We start from the raw sequence: 19249 nt of genomic DNA, 5'->3' as shown, positions 1-19249 counted from the left end.
TCAGTTATTGCTTCAAAAGACGTCAATAACCGATTAATCCGCTTGGCAAACGATGAAACCAGCGCCAGATCCACCAGTGGCACAACTCCTGCAATGAAGCAGTTGACGCAGCGTCTCGGACGTTACGCCAAACTGACATCCAGGAGGAACCTGCAATGCACACGCTTCTGAAAAGCACACTTATCGTTACGGCAATTGCCCCGTCCATGGTTTTTGCGCAGGCAGTCAATGGTGACCGGGAAGTCACTATCAGTGGTCAGGGTCAAAGCGACAAGGATCTGGATAACAACGCTTTCTCGATGACGGCAAGCTACGGTCAGTACATCAATGATCGGGGCCAGATCGGTGTTCGCCAGTCCCTCAGCCTGGCTGACCGGGAAGGCGACAGCACTGACATCGACGGTGCCACGGTGGGCTATTACGACCACCATTTCGGCCAGGGCCAAATGCGTCCGTTTATCGGCGCCAACCTGGGTTTCAACTACGGTGACCGTACCGAGGAAACCTTCTCGGCGGGTCCGGAAGCCGGCCTGAAGTACTACGTTCTGGAGAAGACCTTCATTCAGGGAATGGTGCAATACCAGTTCCTGTTCGAGGGCTCCAGCGACGTGGATGACAACTACGACGACGGTATCCTGTACTACAGCGTGGGCATGGGTTTCAACTTCTGATCCCAGGCCTGAACCCCTGGCCCGCCCGGGCCAGGGATCCCCATGTCCCCTTCCCTGTAATAACCTCCCGTCACAGTAGCCCCTGCCAGTGAGCCCAGACACAAATGTCCCTTCGCCCGCAATCGTGGCGGCTATAAAACTGAGGCCATACGGAACCATTATCGGTTGATCAACTCGCCGAAGCGGGCCAGGACAACGATCAGATTTGAGCGGGAACAGAAAGTATCTGAATGACCGAGGTAAAATATGAAATTCTCCGACGGTCCTGATTGCTCCGGAACTTCCACTGAGAGTACACTAGTTGTGTACACGCATAGGGTAAAAATCATGCAAACGATCAATGTTCGGGAAACTCGAGAAAGGCTCTCAAATCTGTTGGACGCTGTGGCCGCAGGAGAAGAGGTTGTAATTCTACGCCACGGCAAACCAGCCGCCCGTCTGACCGCGGCCTCGCCCGAGAAGATTCAATTTCCCAACCGTTCGGAGCTCAGAGCCTCTCTACCGCCCGTGCAGGAAAGCGCTGCTCAAGCGGTGCGGGAACTCAGAGAGGATGAGCGCTATTAATGTTGTACTTCGATACGAGCGCCGTTTTCCCCTATTACAGACAAGAGCACGCTAGCGATCGAGTTCAGGCATTGCTTGAGTCGCAAACCCAGCCGGTTCTTATCAGTCATCTGACGGAAGTCGAGGTGGCAAGCGCACTGGCCCGATGGGTTCGGATGGGAGAGCTCAGCGAGCCCCAGGCGAACCGGATCGAAAGTGCATTCCATGATGACGTCAGCCATGGGCGCTTCAGCTTGTGCCCCATTGAAAGGGCCCACTATAAACGGGCCAGCCATTGGATTGGCACAAGGAAGACAAGCTTGAGGACACTGGATGCGCTTCACCTGGCATGCGCAGAACATCACCAGGCTCACCTAATCAGTGAGGATGAAGCTCTCGTGAGTGCTGCCATTTTCTTTGGCATTGACGCCAGTCCGGCATCGAAGGGCGGCTGAAACCAGGGGGGATAGTATTTCGGATATATGTCGGGCGAGAAACTCAACCGAAACCGAACACGACAGGATATTGATTTATAAGGGTAAAAATGGAGGCGCGGGTCGGAATCGAACCGGCGTACACGGAGTTGCAGTCCGCTGCATAACCACTCTGCCACCGCGCCGGGAAAGCCGTCAGGATCGGGCTTTTGCTCTCAGGTGGGCATTGAGAGACTGGATTGTGATTTCCAACCGGCGAACCGGAGAGAAATTGGAGCGGGAAACGAGATTCGAACTCGCGACCCCAACCTTGGCAAGGTTGTGCTCTACCAACTGAGCTATTCCCGCTTGGTCAACGAGGGCGTATTCTACGGATTCGCCCCAGGCCGTCAACCATTTTTTTCAACATTCTGTTTTTCTGACACTTTTGTCGATTTTTTACCCATGCTCCGCCTTCAACGTGCCGGATATTGGGTTATGCTGTATGCATGAATACAACCCCGATAAACAAGAGTCATCCGAATGCCCTCTCCTGGACAGTTTGAACAGGACAATACGACTCTCAGACTCTCCGGCGAGTGGACCCTTGCCCATTTCCAGTCCCTGCGACGCCAGGTGCAGAGCCTTAAAAAGGAGCTGAGCGGGATTGATGACATCGATATGTCGGGGGTTGAAGGCATGGACAGCGCTGGCGCCAGCGTGCTGGCCGAGCTGCTTGGCGGCGCCCGGCTCCAGGAACTGGTGGCGGACACGTCCAGCATCAGCCAGGAACGCCAGGGTCTCCTGCTCACTATCGCCAGGGCCCTGAAGGCGCAGGATGAAGAGGTACCGGCCGAGCCCCAGGGCATTCGCAAACAACTGGCGAGGGTCGGCCGTTTGACTCTTGGCTTTATCCGGGGACAGAAGCTGCTGGCGGGGTTCATAGGCCAGACCCTGGCCACCATCCTCTACATTCTGCCCCGCCCCAATCGCTGGCGTTTCACCTCCCTGATTTCCCACATCCAGCGTACCGGCCTTAACGCGCTTCCCATCGTGGCTCTGCTTACCTTTCTCGTGGGCGCGGTTGTGGCTTTTCTTGGTGCGACGGTACTGGACAACTTCGGCGCCACCATCTACACGGTGCACCTGGTGTCCTTTGCCTTTCTGCGTGAGTTCGGCGTGGTGCTGGCCGCCATACTTCTGGCCGGCCGGACCGCCAGCGCCTACACCGCCCAACTGGGCTCGATGAAAGCCAATGAGGAGATCGATGCCCTGCGGGCCATCGGTCTCGATCCGATGGAGATGCTGGTGATCCCCCGGGTGCTGGCGATGATCATAAGCCTGCCTTTCCTGACGTTCGTAGGCATGATCAGCGGGATCTTTGGCGGGGCGCTGGTCTGTATTTTTTCCCTGGACATTCCTCTGGCCCAGTTTCTGAACATTCTTGAAAACGACATTCCCATCAACCACTTCCTTGTCGGCCTGGGGAAGGCGCCGATTTTCGCGTTTATAGTGGCGGTCATAGGGTGCCTGGAGGGGCTCAAGGTCAGCGGCAGCGCTGAATCCGTCGGGGAGCACACCACTTCCAGCGTGGTACAGGCCATTTTCATGGTCATCCTTCTGGACGCCATCGCGGCATTGTTTTTCATGGAGATGGGATGGTGAGCCGGCAGCAAAGCAGACAGCCTCTTATCGAGGTTCGTGGTCTGGTGAACCGCTTTGGCGAACACACCGTGCACGACGACCTGGATCTGGACCTGTTTCCGGGGGAAATTCTGGGCGTGGTCGGCGGATCGGGGACCGGCAAGACCGTCCTGTTGCGCAGTATAGTGGGCTTGCTGGAACCAAGTGCCGGTACCGTCCGGGTTCTGGGTCGCGACCTTCTGGCCATGTCGACCCGTGAACGATCCCACACCGAGCGTCGGCTGGGGGTCATGTTCCAGGGCGGGGCCCTGTTCACCTCCCTCAACCTCCAGGAAAATATCGCCCTGCCGATGATAGAACATGCGGGGCTGAGCCGGGCAAACGCCGAGCATCTGGCGAGGGTAAAGCTGGCCATGGTGGGACTGCCCACCCAGGCGGCCCTGAACTATCCATCGGAGCTTTCCGGCGGCATGGTCAAACGGGCCGCATTGGCGCGGGCGCTTGCCCTCGACCCGGAGGTGCTGTTCCTGGATGAGCCAACGGCCGGGCTGGACCCGATCGGGGCCTCCGCTTTCGACAGCCTGCTCACCACCCTTCGGGATGCCCTGGGATTCAGTGTGTTCCTGGTGACCCATGACCTGGACACCCTGTACGCGACCTGTGACCGGGTTGCGGTTCTGTCCGAAGGCAAGGTGCTGGTGGCGGATTCCCTGGATGTGGTAGAACAGCAAAGCGACAGCTGGATCCGTGAATACTTCCATGGTCCCCGGGGCCGGGCGGCCGCAAAGGCCCATCGTCAAACAACCAGGGAGGAGCAGTAACTTGGAACCCAGAGCCCATCATGTGCTGATTGGCATTTTCACTGTCGTCACCCTCGCGGCCATTCTTTTGTTCGCCCTCTGGCTGGGAGACGCCGACAAGAACCGGCAATACAGTTATTACATGGTGATTTTTCATCAGGGGGTCACCGGCCTTTCCGAAGGCAGCCCGGTGCAATATAGCGGCCTGGAGGTCGGCAATGTCGTCAGCCTTCGTCTCGACCCCGAGGACCCCCGCCAGGTTCAGGCACTTATCCGGGTGTATTCCGAGGTGCCGGTGAAAAAAGACACCCGTGCGAGCCTGATGCTGGTCAACGTTACCGGCGCCATGAGCATCCAGCTTTTCGGGGGCACACCGGAAAGCCCCGTACTGAAGGGCAGTAGGGAAGACCCCCCCCGCATTGAAGCGGAACCCTCCCAGTTCAGCACCCTGCTCAGCAGCAGCGAGAACCTGTTCAGGAAAGCGAATTCATTCCTCGACAGTGCCAATCAGCTTCTGTCGGAGGACAACCGAATGAATTTCGCGTTGGCCCTTGAGAATCTTCGTGTCGCTTCCGAAGGTCTTGTCGCGGAGCGGGAAAATCTCAATCAGGCCCTGAATGCCATCCAGCAGGCCGCTCACCAGGCCGAAGCGGGTTTTGAGCGTTACAACCAGCTCGCCGGAGATATCGATACCCTCCTCCAGGACGATGCGAGGGCGGTACTGCTGTCGGCGCGGGACGCAGCAGACGCCCTTAACCGGGCAACCACGCGGATAGACGGCCTGATCGACGCCAACGAAGGCGCCCTGGACCAGGGTCTGCGGAGCGTGGGTGAAATGGGGCCGGTCATGCAGCAGTTGCAGGGAACCCTCAGGAACCTCAATCGCCTTAGCCAGAGACTGGAGGAGGACCCTGCCCGGGCGTTGCTCGGCAAAGACCCGATTCAGGAGATCTCGCCATGAAGAAAGCGCAAAACAGGCCGTTCCGCAGCCCGGGGATGTCTTTTGCCCTGTCCCGATGGCTGGCGCCGGCCTGCGCCATCGTCATTTCCGGGTGCAGCGTCAGCCTGCTACCGGAGAAGACCCCGCAACGGATCTTCGACCTGCCCTACACAGCTCCGGAGCCCGCCGGCAGAAAAACCGAACAGATTCCGCCGCTGCAGGTGAACCGGCCCCATGCCAGCGGTGTCCACGACAGCAACAGGGTGGTGATCGAGCTGGAGTCCGATGAACTGGCGGCCTATAGCGGGACGCGCTGGGTTGCGGATGCACCGCTGCTGCTACGTGAACACCTGGTCAGGTCACTGCGGCAGGATCCGCGTATGGGGAACGTGGTGTCCGATGAGAGCGGGGCGGTGACCACCCTGACGCTGACCTCCTCACTGAGGGAGTTCCAGGAGGACCGCACCGGCAACTCCAAGGTCATCCGCATTTATCTGCAGGCCCAGCTGGTGGAAAACGGTAGCCGTGAGATTCTGGCCACAAGGGATTTCCAGGTCAGCCACGAGCCGGCGGGGGAAAGTCTTGACCATTCCATCGATGCATTCGGCGATGCCGCCACCAGCCTGGCGACGGAACTGGCGGACTGGATAGTTGCCAGCGCACCGGCCAGGCCCTGAGGTTTCAGGCGTTATTGTCGGGGAACAGGTCCGGCCAGGCCGCTTTCAGATAGAGCATCATCGACCATAGGGTCAGGAGCGCAGCGAGATACAGCAGCGCGATGCCCAGGTGGGCCATCAGGATGCCCGGAGGCGCTGCAAGCAGCATGATGATCGCCACCATCTGGGCGGTGGTCTTGATCTTGCCAATATAGGATACGGCTACGCTGGCACGGCTTCCCACTTCGGCCATCCACTCCCGCAGGGCCGAGATCACGATTTCACGGCCAATGATGATGGTGGCGGGGATGGTCAGGAGGATGCTGGCATGTTCCTCGATCAGAACCGTCAATGCCACCGCGACCATCAGCTTGTCCGCCACCGGGTCGAGAAAAGCGCCGAAAGGCGTCGACTGGTCCAGCTTTCGGGCCAGGTAGCCATCGAGCCAGTCGGTGGCGGCGGCGATGCCAAAGATGGCCGCACTGGCCACATAGCGCCACTCAACCGGCAGGTAGAACACCACCACAAACACCGGAATCATCACGATACGGGACAGGGTGAGGATATTGGGTAGATTCATGGCTTCCTTACTCGTCGTGTAGTGCCGCATGGATGGCTTCTGCCAGGACTTTGCTGATGCCCTGAACCTTGGCGATTTCATCAATACTGGCATCGCGGAGGGTCCGCACGCTGCCGAAATACCGGATCAGGTCCCGCCGGCGTTTCGGCCCCACCCCCTCTATGCCTTCCAGGGACGACTGGCGCCGTTTCTTGTCGCGGCGTGCGCGATGCCCGGTAATGGCGAAACGGTGACTCTCGTCCCTGATATGCTGGATCAGGTGCAGTGCCGGGGAATCGGGTGGCACGCGGAACACCCGGTCGGTCAGGGCGTCAATCAACTGCTCCATCCCGGCCTTGCGGGTAACGCCCTTGGCAACGCCAATGAGTGGGATGTCGCGGATGCCCAGTTCCTCGAACACCTCACGGGCCACTCTGAGCTGCCCCTTGCCCCCGTCAATCAGCACCAGGTCCGGACGCTTGCCTTCCCCATTGACCATTCGCCGGTAGCGGCGTGTCAGCACCTGCTGCATGGCGGCGTAGTCATCGCCGCCGGTGATCCCTTCTATATTGTAGAGCCGGTAATCACTCTTCAGGGGGCCATTCTCGTCGAAAACCACACAGGATGCGACCGTGTTTTCGCCGTGGCTGTGGCTGATATCGAAACACTCGAGCCGGCCAGGGGTTTCCGGAAGGTCGAGAAGGTCCCTCAGGGCCAGGAACCGGCGATAGACCGTTTCCTTGCTCGCCAGGTGAGTCAGCAGTGTCTGGCGGGCATTGGTTTCGGCCAGTTCCAGCCACTTCCGGCGCTCGCCACGAACATTCCGACGGATACGGGTTTCCCGGCCGGCCTGCTCGCTGAGGGCTTCCGAGAGTAACTCATGGCCCTCCGGCAGGACACTCACCAGAATATCCCTGGGGATCTCACGGCGGGTCTCGCTGCCGAAGTAGAACTGACCCAGGAAGGCGCTGAGCAGTTCCTCTTCGTTCTGCTCCAGGGAAAACCGGGGGAAATAGTCCTTGGTGCCCAGCACCCGACCACCCCTGACAATGATCACCACCACACAGACCACACCAGCATCCTGGGCCAGTGCGACCACATCGGCGTCACCGCCCTCGCTGTCAATGGCCTGTTGCTCCTGGACATGGCGGAGATGATTGATCTGGTCCCGGCAGGCCGCTGCCTTCTCGAACTCCAGGTTGGCGGCCGCCTTCTCCATGCTGTCCATCAGATCCCGGATAATGGCGGGGTTCTTGCCCTCCAGGAACATGGTGGCGTGCCGCACGTCCGCCCGGTAGTCCTCCTCGCTGATGTAACCCACACATGGCCCGGTGCAACGACCTATCTGGTACTGCAGACAGGGCCGTGTACGATTTCGGAAATAGCTTTCACTACAATCTCTTATACGGAATATCTTCTGCAGGATATTAAGACTTTCCTTCACCGCCCCCGAACTGGGATAGGGACCGAACCAGGTGCCGAGACCCTTCCGGGTGCGACCACGACGGAATGTCAGCGACGGGTAGTCATGGTGGGATGACAGGTAGATATAGGGATAGGATTTGTCATCCCTGAGCAGGATATTGTAGGGAGGACGCTCCGACTTGATCAGATTCTGCTCGAGAAGGAGGGCCTCCGTTTCGCTGCCGGTGACCGTCACTTCGATCTGATGGATGCGGGAGACCAGGGCTGCGGTCTTGGGTGCCAGGCCGGTCTTGCGGAAATAGCTGCCGACCCGTTTCCTGAGGTTACGGGCCTTGCCCACATACAGCACCTGGCCGGCGCTGTCGTACATGCGATACACCCCCGGCCGTTCCGTCAGCTGTTTGAGGAATGCCTTACTGTCGAACTCAGCGGGTTGGTCAGCGGACGTAGCGTCAGACCTTGTCGGCATCAAGCAACCCGAATCGAACCGCCATGAGCGCCAGCTCCACATCGCTGGAGATTTCCAGCTTCTCGAAGATGCGGTAACGGTAACTGTTCACTGTTTTGGGGCTCAGGCACAGCTTGTCTGAAATATCCTGCACCTTCTGGCAGTCCACCACCATCAGGGCGATCTGCAGTTCTCGTTCCGACAGCCGGTCAAACAGGGATTCTTCTTGATCCTCCTCCCCCCCCAGCTGTTTAAGCGCCATTTTCTGGGCGATCTCAGGGCTGATATAGCGTTGCCCGGCATGAGCCTTGCGGATCGCGCGCACCATCTCGTCCAGGTCCGCACCCTTGGTGATGTATGCGGTCGCGCCGGCCTGCATGACCCGCGTGGGATAGGGGTCGTCGGCGCAGGCAGTCACCACGATCACCCGGATGGAGTCATCGAGACGAAGGATCTTACGGGTTGCTTCCAGCCCCCCGATTCCGGGCATACGGATATCCATCAGTACAATGTCCGGGCGTTTCGCCCGAACGGCATCTACCGCCTCTTCGCCCGAGGCCGCCTCGCCCAGGACTTCGATATCAGGATTGTCGGCCAGCATCCGGGTAATCCCGGAACGAACCAGTTCGTGATCATCTACAACCAGTACGCTGATCAATGTTCACCTCTTGCCAGGTTCAATGCCTTCTTGATCGGATAGCCATCCGGCCAGCATCGCGTTTGCGCTTTTATTCCCGGCCCCGTGGACCGGTGCAAGACAATGGGGAGATTGTACCGCCTGTCGGAATGACCCGATAGCCTAAACATTAGTACGCAAGCACCCAAAGTGAAAGAATATCCGGTCTGTGAGGACATTCTCACAGACCTCAGGAAAAAGCGACGAGTTTACCGAGTAGACACATCCATCTTTTCAGGGTCAGGATGGCAGGGCTTACCCCCAGAGGAAAACCGTATCATTAATAGCAGGTCGTCCATAATGTTCATGGCCGCCCCGGCTGCCCGAGTCCCGCGGTATTTTCGACGGGGTCAAACCAGACGACGAGATCACCGCGCGTCACCGCGGCCATGACCCTCTCCTGCTCCCCCAGCGGATTCTCGGTGTCGTTGATGCCGTGGTAGCGGGTGCAGTACTCCTGTACCAGGCCCTCCAGCTGGTCTGCGGTCAGCAGCTTTGCATCAACCACGAACCGTTCCTCCCGTGGATCCGGCTGCGCCATTTTTTCAGTATCGTCGCTCATAACGGTCTCTGTATCTGACTGGGCACCGATGATAACCCGTGTATCGCTTCCCTATCACGTGAACTGGCAGCCCGGCGATTACTGAATAGCCCCCGCGACGTCTCTGGGAAGCGAACCGAATCCACGGTATCATCCCGCGCTCCTGTTCCCCCATACGCCCTAACGTCATGAACGCAGCGCTTTTCCGAAAGACCCTGCCAATCCTGTTCGGCTACCTGCCCCTTGGCATGGCCTTCGGAGTACTCTTTACCGCACAGCTGGATTACGCCTGGTGGATTGCACCGGTTATGGGGCTTACCATCTTCGCCGGTGCCGGCCAGATTCTCGCGGTCAGCCTGATCGCCGCCAAAGCCGGCATGCTCGAGGTTTTCGTTGCCATGTTCGTACTCAACGCCCGGCACCTGTTCTACGGCCTTTCGTTGCTGGGCCAGTTCCGCGGCGCGGGGTGGCGGAAAGCGTATCTGATCTTCGGGCTCACCGACGAAACCTACTCCCTCCTGACCAGTCGTACCCGAACCGGCGAGCGCCGGGAAGAGCAGCGAAAGGACTTTCTGATCACGCTCTACAACCAGGCCTACTGGGTGATCGGCTGCGCACTCGGCGCCTGGCTGGGGGACAACGTCAGCTTTGACAGCACAGGCATAGAGTTTGCGCTGGTTGCCCTGTTTATCGTGCTCGCCATCGAGCAACTGAAATCCCTGGGCGAACAGCTCCCTCTCTGGATCGGCGCCCTGGCCGCCGGGGTCGCCCTGCTGGCCCTTCCACCGGACAACCAGCTGATAGGCGCGGTCGTGCTGGCAACCATCGCTCTTCTCCTGCAGTACCTCAAGCGAAGAAACCACGACGCCCTGCAGGAGGGTCAGCATGGATGACACCACCTATATTGTCGCTTTTATCGTGGTCGCCACCCTGGCCACTTTCGCCACCCGGGCCATACCCTTTCTGTTCCTGGGGCGACACCATGAACATCCCCTGCTACTGCACGTAGGCCGATACCTGCCAGCGGCTGTCATGGCTCTACTGGTAGTGGTCTTCCTGGCCCGCTCCGGCACCTGGGCCGCCCCGGCCTTCGGCGCAGATGCCCTGATTCCGTCCGTCCTGGTTGTCGCGCTCCACCTCTGGCGCCGAAACGCCCTCCTCTCCATCGTCGCCGGCACGGTGGTCTACATGGCAATACAGCAGACACAACTGGTCAACCTTTAACCGTTCCGGTTTTTTTTGGCGCGGTAGTTGCCAAAACCCCAAAAAACCATTACAGTTTGCGCCCTCAAATGAGCGACGAGATCGCTGATTTGGAACAGTTTATTGGAGAGGTGGCCGAGTGGCTGAAGGCGCACGCCTGGAAAGTGTGTATACGTTAATAGCGTATCGAGGGTTCGAATCCCTCCCTCTCCGCCAATATAGAACCCCAGCGCTGCTGGGGTTTTTTATTGGCCGTGAGGGCGGGTGAGAAGCCTCGCGGGTTCGACCGCAGGCTGCAACGCAGCCGGAGGAACGTCGGAGCAACGCGACGACGGCCCCCGAAGGGGTGAGGTCCGAAGGACCGAATAATCCCTCCCTCTCCGCCAATATAGAACCCCAGCGCTGCTGGGGTTTTTTATTGGCCGTGAGGGCGGGCGAGAAGCCTCGCGGGTTCGACCGCAGGCTGCAACGCAGCCGGAGGAACGTCGGAGCAACGCGACGACGGCCCCCGAAGGGGTGAGGTCCGAAGGACCGAATAATCCCTCCCTCTCCGCCAATACAGAACCCCAGCGCTGCTGGGGTTTTTTATTGGCCGTGAGGGCGGGTGAGAAGCCTCGCGGATTCGACCACAGGCTGCAACGCAGCCGGAGGAACGTCGGAGCAATGCGACGACGGCCCCGAAGGGGTGAGGTCCGAAGGACCGAATAATCCCTCCCTCTCAGGTGGGGATTTCTCCAGCTTTCTTCAGCCGCCAACGCACAACCACGGGTCCCAGAAGCTCAAAAATGATCGTCGAACCGATCACCAGGGGCAGGATCTTGCTGCCTATTTCAGGGAACCTCTCCTCCACCAGCAGGGCCAGGCCCAGCGCCACACCAGCCTGGGAAAGAAGACACCAGCCCACGTTCCGGCGCACCACCTCCTCCGCGCCGGCCACCGAGGACGCCAGGGCGCCACCCCCCACGAGGCCAATGGTACGTGAGGCGATGTATACCAATCCGATGACTCCCAGCGACGGCAACATGTCGACATCCATCTTGAAGCCCGCCAGAAGAAAGAACATCACCAGGAAGGGCTCTTTGGCTCCCTCGATGTCGCTGAAGGGGCGCTTGTAGTGTTTTGCCCGGTTTGCCACGGTGGCGCCCAGGGCCATGCAGGCCAGCATATAGGACAGATTCAGCCACAGGGCAAGCCCTCCGCACAGCAGAACGAAACCCGAGGCCTCCAGCAAGGTAGGCTCGCCATCCCGCAAGCGTCCGGTCATCCAGGCCATGGGAATGCCGAGGATGACACCCAGAGCGATACCGCCGAGGACTTCCCAGAGAGCGGAGACCATCCAGCCCAGGGGCGCGGCATCAGTGCTCAGGGCCTGGGCCACGACCAGCAGCAGACTGAACAGAATGACGCCCCAGGCATCGTCGATGGCGACCACGCCAAGCACTGTGCGACTGAGTGGACCCCTGGCCCCCTTTTCCTCGATGACATCGAGGGTAGCGGCCGGCGCCGAGGCTGGCGCCATGGCCGCCAGCAACAGGCCCATTACCGGATCGAGTCCAATGAGCTGGGTAGCCAGGAAGACGATACCGGCGGCAGCCAAAACTTCTCCCACGGAAATGATCAGCACCTTGCGGCCAGAACGTTTCAGCTCCCGCCCCATAAAGCGCTCACCCAGGAGAAAGCCGACCATGGCAAGCGCGAGGTGGGTCACCTGATCGAACCAGCTGGAGACCTGGTCGGGTACCAGATCAAGGATGTCGGGCCCGGCCAATACGCCAATAATCAGCAGCAACGTGACCCGGGGAATCCCGGTTTTTTCCCCGGCGACGTGCGCAAACCAGCCGGTCAGCAACATGGCCCCGAAAATAAGAATCAGGGGTATATGCTCGGAAACGTGCAAAATTCCGCTCTGCATCAAAGCCAGGCCCCCATCTCAATCCGGCGGATAAGCGATTGCCGCACCATTACTTCATCTCCCCGCTCGCTCTTTACTATGCTGTTTTTTCGAAACTCAGATTCCTACTTTGGGGAGGCATCATGGAAACTCAACTTCTTGGCAATACCGATATCAGGGTGACACCGGTTGGCCTCGGCACCTGGGCCATTGGAGGCTGGATGTGGGGAGGCACCGATGAAGGCCAGTCCATTGACACCATCCATGCCGCCATCGACAAGGGTATCGGATTGATCGATACCGCGCCCGTCTATGGCTTCGGCCGTTCCGAGGAAATTGTTGGTAAAGCCCTGTCCGGGGGTCGCCGGGACAAGGTGGCCCTTGCCACCAAGGTCGCTCTCAACTGGAACGCGGATGAGAACAAAGTCTGGCGGGAGGCCACCGCCAGCCGTATCGAGAAGGAGGTCGAAGACTCCCTGAAACGGTTGCAGACGGAGGTCATTGATATCTACCAGGTCCACTGGCCCGACCCCGAAACACCCATGGAGGAGACGGCCCGGGCCATGGAAAACCTTCTCAAGGCGGGCAAGATCCGGGCCATCGGCGTTTCCAATTTCAGCCCCGCCCAGATGGATGAATTCCGCAAAAGTGTGCCCCTGCACAGCCTGCAGCCCCCCTATAACCTGTTCGAGCGGGAAATAGAGGACGATATACTGCCCTACTGTCAGAAAAACGGGATTGCCACCATCACCTATGGCGGGCTGTGCCGGGGGATGCTGACAGGAAAGATGCGGGAAGACACCCGGTTCGAGGGTGATGACCTTCGAAAAAACGATCCCAAGTTCCAGGGTAAGCGCTATCGCCAGTATCTTGACGCAGTGGCCGAGCTGGACCGGTTCGCCCGGGACCGGTACGGCAAGAATGTCCTGGCCCTGGCCCTGCGCTGGCTGATCGACCAGTCCGCTGTCACCACCGCGCTATGGGGCGCCCGCCGGCCGGATCAGCTCGACCCCGTCAGCGACATTGAAGGCTGGTCACTGGATGGGGAGGCGTTCAGGGAAATCGATGACATTCTCGGTCGCTGCATAAAGGATCCCGTGGGTCCCGAGTTCATGGCACCACCAACACGGAAGGAGGCCGACTGAATCAGCTCTTTGGGCAGGGCGGCATGCTGGTTTCGCCGCCCTGCCCCATGGCGCCGCTGCCACATCGATCACGCCCTACCAGCCCGCACCTCCTGTAAATCTTCCCATCTTTCTCGCGCCGCCCCCGCCAGGAAACTTTGCCTTTGAGCTTTCATTAACTACTTTTTATGAGGTCTGAACCCAAAAAAAGAGAGATTGCCATGGTCACCCTCGATATCAATGGAGAGCAGCACGAGCTGGATATTCCCGACAACATGCCCCTGCTCTGGGCCATTCGGGATGTTGTCGGACTCAAAGGCACCAAGTTCGGGTGCGGTATCGCTCAGTGCGGTGCCTGCACCGTCCACATGGATGGGGTTGCCACGCGTTCCTGCATGACGCCGGTTTCTGCCGTAAAGGGGGAAATCCGAACCATCGAGGCCATGGCCGAGGACGCCGTTGGCAAGAAAGTCCAGCAGGCCTGGCTGGACCTGGGTGTGGCCCAGTGCGGTTACTGCCAGGGTGGCCAGATCATGAATGCCACCGCGCTGCTCAAGAAGACACCCGAACCGGAAACCCAGGAAATCGTCGACGCCATGGCAGGCAACCTGTGTCGTTGCGGCACCTACAATCGCATCCTGGCGGCCATTGAACGGGCAGCAGACGAGGAGACCAGCTCATGAGCCACTCAGACGAAAAACTGCTGCTCGCCAATGTCAGTCGTCGTGGTCTGCTGAAAGGGCTGGCCGGAGGCTCGGCACTTTTACTGGCCGCCCGCTGGGACCTGGGCCTGGCCAATGAACAGGCCCAGTTCGGCGCGGGCGCCATGCCCGGGGGGTGGGTCGACGACCCCAACGTGTTCATTCACATAGATTCCGGCGGTGTGGTCACCATCGTTAACAACCGTGCCGAGATGGGCCAGGGTATCCGTACAAGCCTGGTGATGGTGGCGGCGGATGAGCTGGGTGCCGACTGGGACCGGGTGCGGGCGCGTCAGGCGAACGCGGACCAGGACAAGTATGGCAACCAGAATACCGATGGCTCCCGTAGCATGCGGCACTGGTATGACCCGATGCGCCGGGCAGCGGCGGCCGCCCGACTGATGCTGGAGCAGGCCGCGGCCAATCAGTGGGATGTTCCGGTGCATGAGGTCAAGACCGACATACACAAGGTGGTACATACCGCCACCGGCCGGGAGCTCGGCTTCGGGGAGCTTGCGAAGGCCGCGAGGGAGCTGGACGTTCCCGGTCGGGATGCTCTCGTCCTGAAGTCTGCCAGCGAGCTTCGCTTCATTGGCAAGGAATCCGGCCTGATCAACGGCGAACTGAAATCGGCCCACCCCAAAGCCATCGACGGCGAGGACATCGTCACTGGCAAAGCGGTTTTTGGGGGTGATGTTGATCTTGAGGATACGCTTTACGCCGTGGTGGCCCGGCCGCCAGTCTATGGTGCCAGGGTGAAAAGCGTGGACGACAGTGACGCGCTGAAGGTGACCGGCGTAAAGAAAGTGGTACGTATCGAGGGCACGGGTCAGCCCGCGGCCTTCAGCCCGCTTGGTGGTGTCGCCGTGGTGGCTTCCAACACCTGGGCCGCCATGGAGGGCCGCAGGGCGCTGAAGATTGAATGGGACAGAGGTCCTGCCGGCGACAATGCCGGTTATACGTCAGAGGCCTACCGTGAGGCCCTGGAAAAGCGGGCGCAATCCCCAGGCAAGGTCATCCGCCAGAGGGGGGACGTGGAAGCCGCTCTGGAAAAGGCCGACACACGGGTATCAGCCACCTACTACATGCCCCACATGGCACAGGCTCCCATGGAGCCGCCAGTGGCGGTGGTTCGGATCAGGGACGGCAAGGCCGAGGCCTGGGCGCCGGTCCAGAATCCTAGGGCGACTCGCGAAGGCATTGCGGGAGTGCTGGAGATGGACCTGGAAAACGTCACTGTTCATCAAACGCTACTCGGCGGCGGATTCGGCCGGAAATCGAAACCGGATTTCGTGACCGAGGCGGCCCAGGTGGCCAAAGCCTTCGAGGGTCAGCCGGTCAAGCTGCAGTGGTCCCGGGAGGACGACATCCACCACGCCTACTTCCATGCGGTTTCCGTCGATCACCTGGAAGCGGGGCTCGACAGCGACGGCAAGGCGACCAGCTGGCGTCACCGGACCCTTTCCCCGAGCATTGCGTCCCTGTTTGCCCCGGATCCCAAGCACAAGGCCGAATTTGAGCTGGGTATGGGCTTTAATACCATGCCGTTCAGCATTCCGGCCATCCGTCTTGAAAATCCACCCGCCTCGGCCCACGTCCGTATCGGCTGGTTCCGGTCGGTTTACAACCTCCCCCATGCCTGGGCCATCCAGAGCTTTGCCCATGAACTGGCGCAGGCGGCGGGCAGAGATCACCGTGACTATTTGCTGGAACTGCTTGGGCCGGACCGGGAGGTTCACAACCTGACGGTCGGTGATGGCTGGAATTACGGGGAAGACCCGGACATGTACCCGATTGATACGGCCCGTATGCGCCGGGTCATTGAGCGAGCCACCGAGGAAGCCGGCTGGGGGCGCGAGACCGGGAAAGGCCGCGGGCTGGGCCTGGCCTTCCATCACAGTTTTGTCTCCTACACCGCCGTTGTTTTCGATGTGGAAGTGGACGATGAGGGTGAGCTGACTATTCACCGGGCGGACATCGCCTTCGACTGCGGCCCCCAGGCCAACCCCGAACGCATCCGGGCCCAGATGGAGGGCTCCGTGGTCATGGGCATCGGTGTCGCCCTGAAAAGCGAGGTGACATTCGAGGACGGCGTTGCCCAACAGGGTAATTTCGACAAGTACCTGATCCCGAGAATGCCGGATGCACCGAAAGTGGTCCGGGTACACCTGATTGACAACCCGGACGACGCCATGGGCGGCGTGGGGGAGCCTGGCTTTCCTCCGGTGGCGCCCGCCCTGTGCAATGCCATTCATGCGGCCACCGGCAAGCGGATTCGCCGGCTGCCGGTGGGTGACCAGCTGAAGGCATGAAACCGGCAACCGGGGGCACCGTCCACACGGGGCGGTGTCCTGCCCCTGCCGGTGCCCCCGCCCCTCACGATAAGGCTACAGCCTGCTGATCAGTCCGAACCCCTTTTCGCAGGGTCCCAGGTACCACCCGCCAAAAAGGTTGTAGTGGTTCAGGAAGTGGTACAGGTTGTAGATTTCCCGCTTGCTGGCGTAATCCGGCGAGAACGGCCGCCTTTCCCCATAAGCCTGATAGAAGGCCGGACCAAAGCCCCCGAACATCTCCGTCATGGCCATGTCCGCCTCCGAATCACCGTAATAGACCGCCGGGTCAATAAGCCACGCGCCGGCATTGTCGAACATGACGTTGCCGGACCAGAGATCACCATGGAGGAGACTTGGTGCGCGGCAGCGCTCATCCAGCCATTCGGTGAGCAGGGTGCCCTTCTGCTCCAGGATATCGGTAAAACGGTAGCGGATCTTCTCGTCCCCGATCAGACTCACCTGGTAACCAAGTCGAAACTCGAGGAAAAAGCGGCCCCAGTGATCACTTTCCGTGTTCTTCTGGGGGTTGAGGCCAATGTAGTTATCGAGGTGGAAACCGTAGCGCCCCTGCGGCAGGCCATGAATACGGGCCAGCCCATGTCCCAGCTGACGCAGCAGCCTGTCGGACTGGCGCTGCGACACAATGCCGGTCATTTCCAGACGCTCTTCGCTAACGGAATAGACTTCCGGAACCCGGACACCTTCCACGCCGGAAACCGCCACCGCCTCCCGGAGCAGTGCCAGGCCCTCGGCCTCCCGGAACAACGCATCCGCAAAACCGGTTTCGTTCTTTTTCGTGTGTACGGGTCGACTTTTCAGTCCCTCAGCTTCCATGATTCCGACTCCCTGGGATTTCTCAGGCCCGCGGGTTTTCAGCAACATCGCGGGTTCCGTAATGACAATGCTACGCAAAACCCTGGTTATGAAGCGTGACGCCCTTCAATTCCCACCTGGATTTCAGGTAAGGTCCCCCTGTTCCCTGAACGCTGGTGTGTCTCCACAAACATAGAGGAAAATCCGGTGTCCGCCACTCTGCCCTTCTCCCAGGCGTGCGAGAACAACAGCCAACCGATACTGGAAAGAATCACTCCCCTTCTCTCCAGGCCTGGCGTCGTGCTGGAAATCGGCACCGGTACCGGCCAGCATGCGGAATATTTCGCCCGGCACCTGCAACACCTGATCTGGCAGCCTACGGACCATCCCGATAACCTGGAGATATGTCGGCAACGACTCGAACAGGCAGCGCTGGCCAACGTCGCGACTCCGCAGCCCCTCGACGTGTCGGAGCAACCCTGGAACCTGGGTGAGTTCAACCACGCTTTCTCCGCCAACACCGCCCACATCATGAGTTGGCAGGAAGTCGTCGATATGTTCCATGGTGTCGCTGCGGGCCTGGCTACAGGTGGTCACTTCTGCCTGTATGGTCCCTTCCGCTATCAGGGGCTGTTTACCAGTGCCAGCAACGAGCGGTTCGATCTTCACCTCAGAGCTCGAGCCTCCCACATGGGCATCCGCGACGTGGGGGATATTTACCCGCTCGCCGCCGGGTTGGGGCTGCGCCCGACACAGGATTTCGACATGCCCGCCAACAACCGCCTGCTTGTCTTTACCAGAGAGTAGCGAGCCGTAAGCCCTTGACTCCGATTCATTGCACGCCTATTTTCACCGATCCACAAACCCGGTCCTGAACCCGCTTTCCTCAGGCCATCGTCCAGCGTATCGCCATGCCCCTAATGACGCTTTTCTTCCAGACCCTGGAAACCATTCTGCCGGTGTTTGCCATGGTGTTTATCGGTCTCGGACTCCGGCGTATCGGATGGATCGACGCCAGCTTCGTTAATACGGCGTCGGCGCTGGTCTTCAGGGCCACTCTGCCCACGCTTGTGTTCCTCAGTATCCTGCGGGCCGACCTGGATACAGCACTCAATCCCCGGCTACTGGTCTTTTTTGTCTTCGCGACCCTTGGCAGCTTCCTGCTGTGCTGGCTGTGGGCCATCTGGCGGGTGCCACGGCAGGACCGTGGTGTCTACGTGCAGGGCTCATTCCGGGGGAACTGCGGCATTGTGGGCCTGGCACTTGCGGCGAGCATGTATGGTGAGTACGGACTCTCCGCGGGCGGCATCCTGTTGGGCCTGGTCATTGTCTGCTACAACATCCTGTCGGTGGTTGTGCTGCTCAGCTACCAGCCAGGGGGAAAAGTGAGCTGGCGTCGCATTCTCGGGGATATTGCCCGCAACCCCTTGATTCTGTCGGTGCTGGTGGCCATCCCCTTTGCCTGGTGGAATATCGGGTTGCCCGACTGGATAATGACCAGTGGGGATTATTTTGCCTCCCTCACCCTTCCCCTGGCACTGCTCTGCATCGGAGCCACCGTGTCGCTGGGTGCCATTCGTCAGGAAAGCGGCCCCGCTTTCGGCGCCACCACATTCAAGATGGTCACCCTGCCTGCCCTGTGCACCGCGGCGGCATGGATCGTGGGCTTTGAAGGCCGTGAGCTGGGCCTGATGTTCCTGTATTTTGCCAGCCCTACCGCGGCGGCCAGTTTCGTGATGGTGAAAGCGCTGGGGGGCAATGCCCGGATGGCCGCCAACATTGTTGCCCTATCCACCCTTCTGGCCAGTGTGACGGTAACGATCGGCGTGTTTATCCTGCAGACGGCGGACCTGATCTAGTGCCCCGTC

General features: G+C 59.9%; 20 protein-coding genes, 3 tRNA genes and 1 other RNA gene. 16 read left to right on the top strand and 8 right to left on the bottom strand.

Features of this window, described 5'->3' with window-relative positions; all coding sequences use genetic code 11:
- Positions 1 to 155 precede the first annotated feature (155 nt).
- The 3 genes from BM346_RS01570 to BM346_RS01560 all read left to right on the top strand — a co-directional run bounded on the left by BM346_RS01570 (position 156) and on the right by BM346_RS01560 (position 1669).
- Positions 156 to 671, top strand: coding sequence for a hypothetical protein (locus tag BM346_RS01570; protein WP_092008548.1), 516 nt, complete (start codon positions 156 to 158; stop codon positions 669 to 671).
- A 327-nt stretch (positions 672 to 998) separates the two neighbouring features.
- The gene (locus BM346_RS01565) at positions 999 to 1235 is read left to right on the top strand and encodes a type II toxin-antitoxin system Phd/YefM family antitoxin (protein ID WP_092013177.1); all 237 of its coding nucleotides are present in this window, start codon (positions 999 to 1001) and stop codon (positions 1233 to 1235) included.
- On the top strand, positions 1235 to 1669 hold the full coding sequence (locus BM346_RS01560; RefSeq protein ID WP_092008547.1) for a type II toxin-antitoxin system VapC family toxin: 435 nt from the start codon (positions 1235 to 1237) through the stop codon (positions 1667 to 1669). Before BM346_RS01565 ends, BM346_RS01560 begins: the two co-directional genes overlap by 1 nt.
- Positions 1670 to 1759: 90 nt before the next feature.
- Here BM346_RS01560 and BM346_RS01555 read toward each other — a convergent pair.
- Positions 1760 to 1833: transfer RNA gene (locus BM346_RS01555), tRNA-Cys, on the bottom strand.
- A gap of 87 nt (positions 1834 to 1920) precedes the next feature.
- Positions 1921 to 1996 (bottom strand) — tRNA-Gly (locus BM346_RS01550).
- Between the two features lie 174 nt (positions 1997 to 2170).
- On the opposite strand from BM346_RS01550, the gene BM346_RS01545 reads away from it, so the two are divergent.
- From BM346_RS01545 to BM346_RS01530, 4 genes are read left to right on the top strand one after another with little or no spacing between them, the layout of a single operon-like run.
- Positions 2171 to 3292 (top strand): ABC transporter permease, encoded by a 1122-nt coding sequence (locus BM346_RS01545; RefSeq protein ID WP_092008546.1) that lies wholly within the window; start codon positions 2171 to 2173, stop codon positions 3290 to 3292.
- The gene (locus BM346_RS01540; RefSeq protein ID WP_227662960.1) at positions 3289 to 4092 is read left to right on the top strand and encodes an ABC transporter ATP-binding protein; all 804 of its coding nucleotides are present in this window, start codon (positions 3289 to 3291) and stop codon (positions 4090 to 4092) included. The genes BM346_RS01545 and BM346_RS01540 overlap by 4 nt, the downstream gene beginning before the upstream one ends.
- A gap of 1 nt (position 4093) precedes the next feature.
- Positions 4094 to 5032 (top strand): MlaD family protein, encoded by a 939-nt coding sequence (locus BM346_RS01535; RefSeq protein ID WP_092008544.1) that lies wholly within the window; start codon positions 4094 to 4096, stop codon positions 5030 to 5032.
- Complete coding sequence (locus BM346_RS01530; protein WP_092008543.1) at positions 5029 to 5688, top strand: ABC-type transport auxiliary lipoprotein family protein; 660 nt, start codon at positions 5029 to 5031, stop codon at positions 5686 to 5688. The genes BM346_RS01535 and BM346_RS01530 overlap by 4 nt, the downstream gene beginning before the upstream one ends.
- Positions 5689 to 5692: 4 nt before the next feature.
- Here BM346_RS01530 and pgsA read toward each other — a convergent pair whose 3' ends face one another.
- The 4 genes from pgsA to BM346_RS01510 form a co-directional block, all read right to left on the bottom strand.
- The gene (gene pgsA, locus BM346_RS01525) at positions 5693 to 6247 is read right to left on the bottom strand and encodes a CDP-diacylglycerol--glycerol-3-phosphate 3-phosphatidyltransferase (protein WP_092008542.1); all 555 of its coding nucleotides are present in this window, start codon (positions 6245 to 6247) and stop codon (positions 5693 to 5695) included.
- A 7-nt stretch (positions 6248 to 6254) separates the two neighbouring features.
- Positions 6255 to 8120 carry an excinuclease ABC subunit UvrC gene (gene uvrC / locus BM346_RS01520; RefSeq protein WP_092008541.1) on the bottom strand — a complete coding sequence of 622 codons (1866 nt, stop codon included), beginning with the start codon at positions 8118 to 8120 and terminating at the stop codon, positions 6255 to 6257.
- Positions 8104 to 8757 carry a UvrY/SirA/GacA family response regulator transcription factor gene (uvrY, locus tag BM346_RS01515; RefSeq protein ID WP_092008540.1) on the bottom strand — a complete coding sequence of 218 codons (654 nt, stop codon included), beginning with the start codon at positions 8755 to 8757 and terminating at the stop codon, positions 8104 to 8106. Before uvrY ends, uvrC begins: the two co-directional genes overlap by 17 nt.
- 322 nt (positions 8758 to 9079) lie before the next feature.
- Complete coding sequence (locus tag BM346_RS01510; protein ID WP_092008539.1) at positions 9080 to 9337, bottom strand: YheU family protein; 258 nt, start codon at positions 9335 to 9337, stop codon at positions 9080 to 9082.
- A gap of 167 nt (positions 9338 to 9504) precedes the next feature.
- Between BM346_RS01510 and BM346_RS01505 the strand changes: the two genes are divergently transcribed.
- From BM346_RS01505 to BM346_RS01490, 4 genes are all read left to right on the top strand, one after another.
- Positions 9505 to 10209 (top strand): AzlC family ABC transporter permease, encoded by a 705-nt coding sequence (locus BM346_RS01505; protein ID WP_092008538.1) that lies wholly within the window; start codon positions 9505 to 9507, stop codon positions 10207 to 10209.
- The gene (locus BM346_RS01500; RefSeq protein ID WP_092008537.1) at positions 10202 to 10540 is read left to right on the top strand and encodes a branched-chain amino acid transporter permease; all 339 of its coding nucleotides are present in this window, start codon (positions 10202 to 10204) and stop codon (positions 10538 to 10540) included. The genes BM346_RS01505 and BM346_RS01500 overlap by 8 nt, the downstream gene beginning before the upstream one ends.
- Positions 10541 to 10644: 104 nt before the next feature.
- Positions 10645 to 10735, top strand: a tRNA-Ser gene (locus BM346_RS01495).
- Between the two features lie 28 nt (positions 10736 to 10763).
- A non-coding RNA gene (locus tag BM346_RS01490) (RtT sRNA) lies at positions 10764 to 10905 on the top strand.
- Between the two features lie 332 nt (positions 10906 to 11237).
- Here BM346_RS01490 and BM346_RS01485 read toward each other — a convergent pair.
- Positions 11238 to 12416 (bottom strand): cation:proton antiporter, encoded by a 1179-nt coding sequence (locus BM346_RS01485; protein ID WP_227662961.1) that lies wholly within the window; start codon positions 12414 to 12416, stop codon positions 11238 to 11240.
- Between the two features lie 137 nt (positions 12417 to 12553).
- On the opposite strand from BM346_RS01485, the gene BM346_RS01480 reads away from it, so the two are divergent.
- The 3 genes from BM346_RS01480 (at position 12554) to BM346_RS01470 (ending at position 16547) form a co-directional block, all read left to right on the top strand.
- Positions 12554 to 13555 carry an aldo/keto reductase gene (locus BM346_RS01480; RefSeq protein WP_092008535.1) on the top strand — a complete coding sequence of 334 codons (1002 nt, stop codon included), beginning with the start codon at positions 12554 to 12556 and terminating at the stop codon, positions 13553 to 13555.
- Positions 13556 to 13755: 200 nt separating this feature from the next.
- Positions 13756 to 14217, top strand: a complete 462-nt coding sequence (locus tag BM346_RS01475; RefSeq protein ID WP_092013176.1) for a (2Fe-2S)-binding protein — start codon at positions 13756 to 13758, stop codon at positions 14215 to 14217.
- Positions 14214 to 16547, top strand: a complete 2334-nt coding sequence (locus BM346_RS01470) for a xanthine dehydrogenase family protein molybdopterin-binding subunit (RefSeq protein WP_092008534.1) — start codon at positions 14214 to 14216, stop codon at positions 16545 to 16547. Before BM346_RS01475 ends, BM346_RS01470 begins: the two co-directional genes overlap by 4 nt.
- Positions 16548 to 16622: 75 nt before the next feature.
- On the opposite strand, the gene BM346_RS01465 is transcribed toward BM346_RS01470, so the two are convergent.
- Positions 16623 to 17402 (bottom strand): fructosamine kinase family protein, encoded by a 780-nt coding sequence (locus tag BM346_RS01465; protein WP_092013173.1) that lies wholly within the window; start codon positions 17400 to 17402, stop codon positions 16623 to 16625.
- 186 nt (positions 17403 to 17588) lie between these two features.
- Between BM346_RS01465 and BM346_RS01460 the strand changes: the two genes are divergently transcribed.
- Together BM346_RS01460 and BM346_RS01455 are read left to right on the top strand one after the other, a co-directional pair.
- Positions 17589 to 18188 carry a DUF938 domain-containing protein gene (locus BM346_RS01460; RefSeq protein ID WP_092008533.1) on the top strand — a complete coding sequence of 200 codons (600 nt, stop codon included), beginning with the start codon at positions 17589 to 17591 and terminating at the stop codon, positions 18186 to 18188.
- 104 nt (positions 18189 to 18292) lie between these two features.
- Positions 18293 to 19240 carry an AEC family transporter gene (locus BM346_RS01455; RefSeq protein ID WP_092008532.1) on the top strand — a complete coding sequence of 316 codons (948 nt, stop codon included), beginning with the start codon at positions 18293 to 18295 and terminating at the stop codon, positions 19238 to 19240.
- The last annotated feature ends 9 nt before the right edge of the window (positions 19241 to 19249 follow it).

Origin of the sequence: Marinobacter daqiaonensis (genome assembly GCF_900115285.1) — a bacterium.
Classification (GTDB): Bacteria; Pseudomonadota; Gammaproteobacteria; order Pseudomonadales; family Oleiphilaceae; genus Marinobacter; species Marinobacter daqiaonensis.
The sequence above is the reverse complement of the archived record's forward strand: the minus strand, read 5'-3'. Positions and strand labels throughout refer to the sequence as shown.

Bases quoted from the DNA above. Each gene is read 5' to 3' on its own strand.
- BM346_RS01570 (WP_092008548.1), top strand. From the start codon at position 156: ATGCACACGCTTCTGAAAAGCACACTTATCGTTACGGCAATTGCCCCG.
- BM346_RS01565 (WP_092013177.1), top strand. From the start codon at position 999: ATGCAAACGATCAATGTTCGGGAAACTCGAGAAAGGCTCTCAAATCTG.
- BM346_RS01560 (WP_092008547.1), top strand. From the start codon at position 1,235: ATGTTGTACTTCGATACGAGCGCCGTTTTCCCCTATTACAGACAAGAG.
- BM346_RS01545 (WP_092008546.1), top strand. From the start codon at position 2,171: ATGCCCTCTCCTGGACAGTTTGAACAGGACAATACGACTCTCAGACTC.
- BM346_RS01530 (WP_092008543.1), top strand. From the start codon at position 5,029: ATGAAGAAAGCGCAAAACAGGCCGTTCCGCAGCCCGGGGATGTCTTTT.
- pgsA (WP_092008542.1), bottom strand. From the start codon at position 6,247: ATGAATCTACCCAATATCCTCACCCTGTCCCGTATCGTGATGATTCCG.
- uvrC (WP_092008541.1), bottom strand. From the start codon at position 8,120: ATGCCGACAAGGTCTGACGCTACGTCCGCTGACCAACCCGCTGAGTTC.
- BM346_RS01510 (WP_092008539.1), bottom strand. From the start codon at position 9,337: ATGAGCGACGATACTGAAAAAATGGCGCAGCCGGATCCACGGGAGGAA.
- BM346_RS01505 (WP_092008538.1), top strand. From the start codon at position 9,505: ATGAACGCAGCGCTTTTCCGAAAGACCCTGCCAATCCTGTTCGGCTAC.
- BM346_RS01500 (WP_092008537.1), top strand. From the start codon at position 10,202: ATGGATGACACCACCTATATTGTCGCTTTTATCGTGGTCGCCACCCTG.
- BM346_RS01480 (WP_092008535.1), top strand. From the start codon at position 12,554: ATGGAAACTCAACTTCTTGGCAATACCGATATCAGGGTGACACCGGTT.
- BM346_RS01475 (WP_092013176.1), top strand. From the start codon at position 13,756: ATGGTCACCCTCGATATCAATGGAGAGCAGCACGAGCTGGATATTCCC.
- BM346_RS01470 (WP_092008534.1), top strand. From the start codon at position 14,214: ATGAGCCACTCAGACGAAAAACTGCTGCTCGCCAATGTCAGTCGTCGT.
- BM346_RS01465 (WP_092013173.1), bottom strand. From the start codon at position 17,402: ATGGAAGCTGAGGGACTGAAAAGTCGACCCGTACACACGAAAAAGAAC.
- BM346_RS01455 (WP_092008532.1), top strand. From the start codon at position 18,293: ATGCCCCTAATGACGCTTTTCTTCCAGACCCTGGAAACCATTCTGCCG.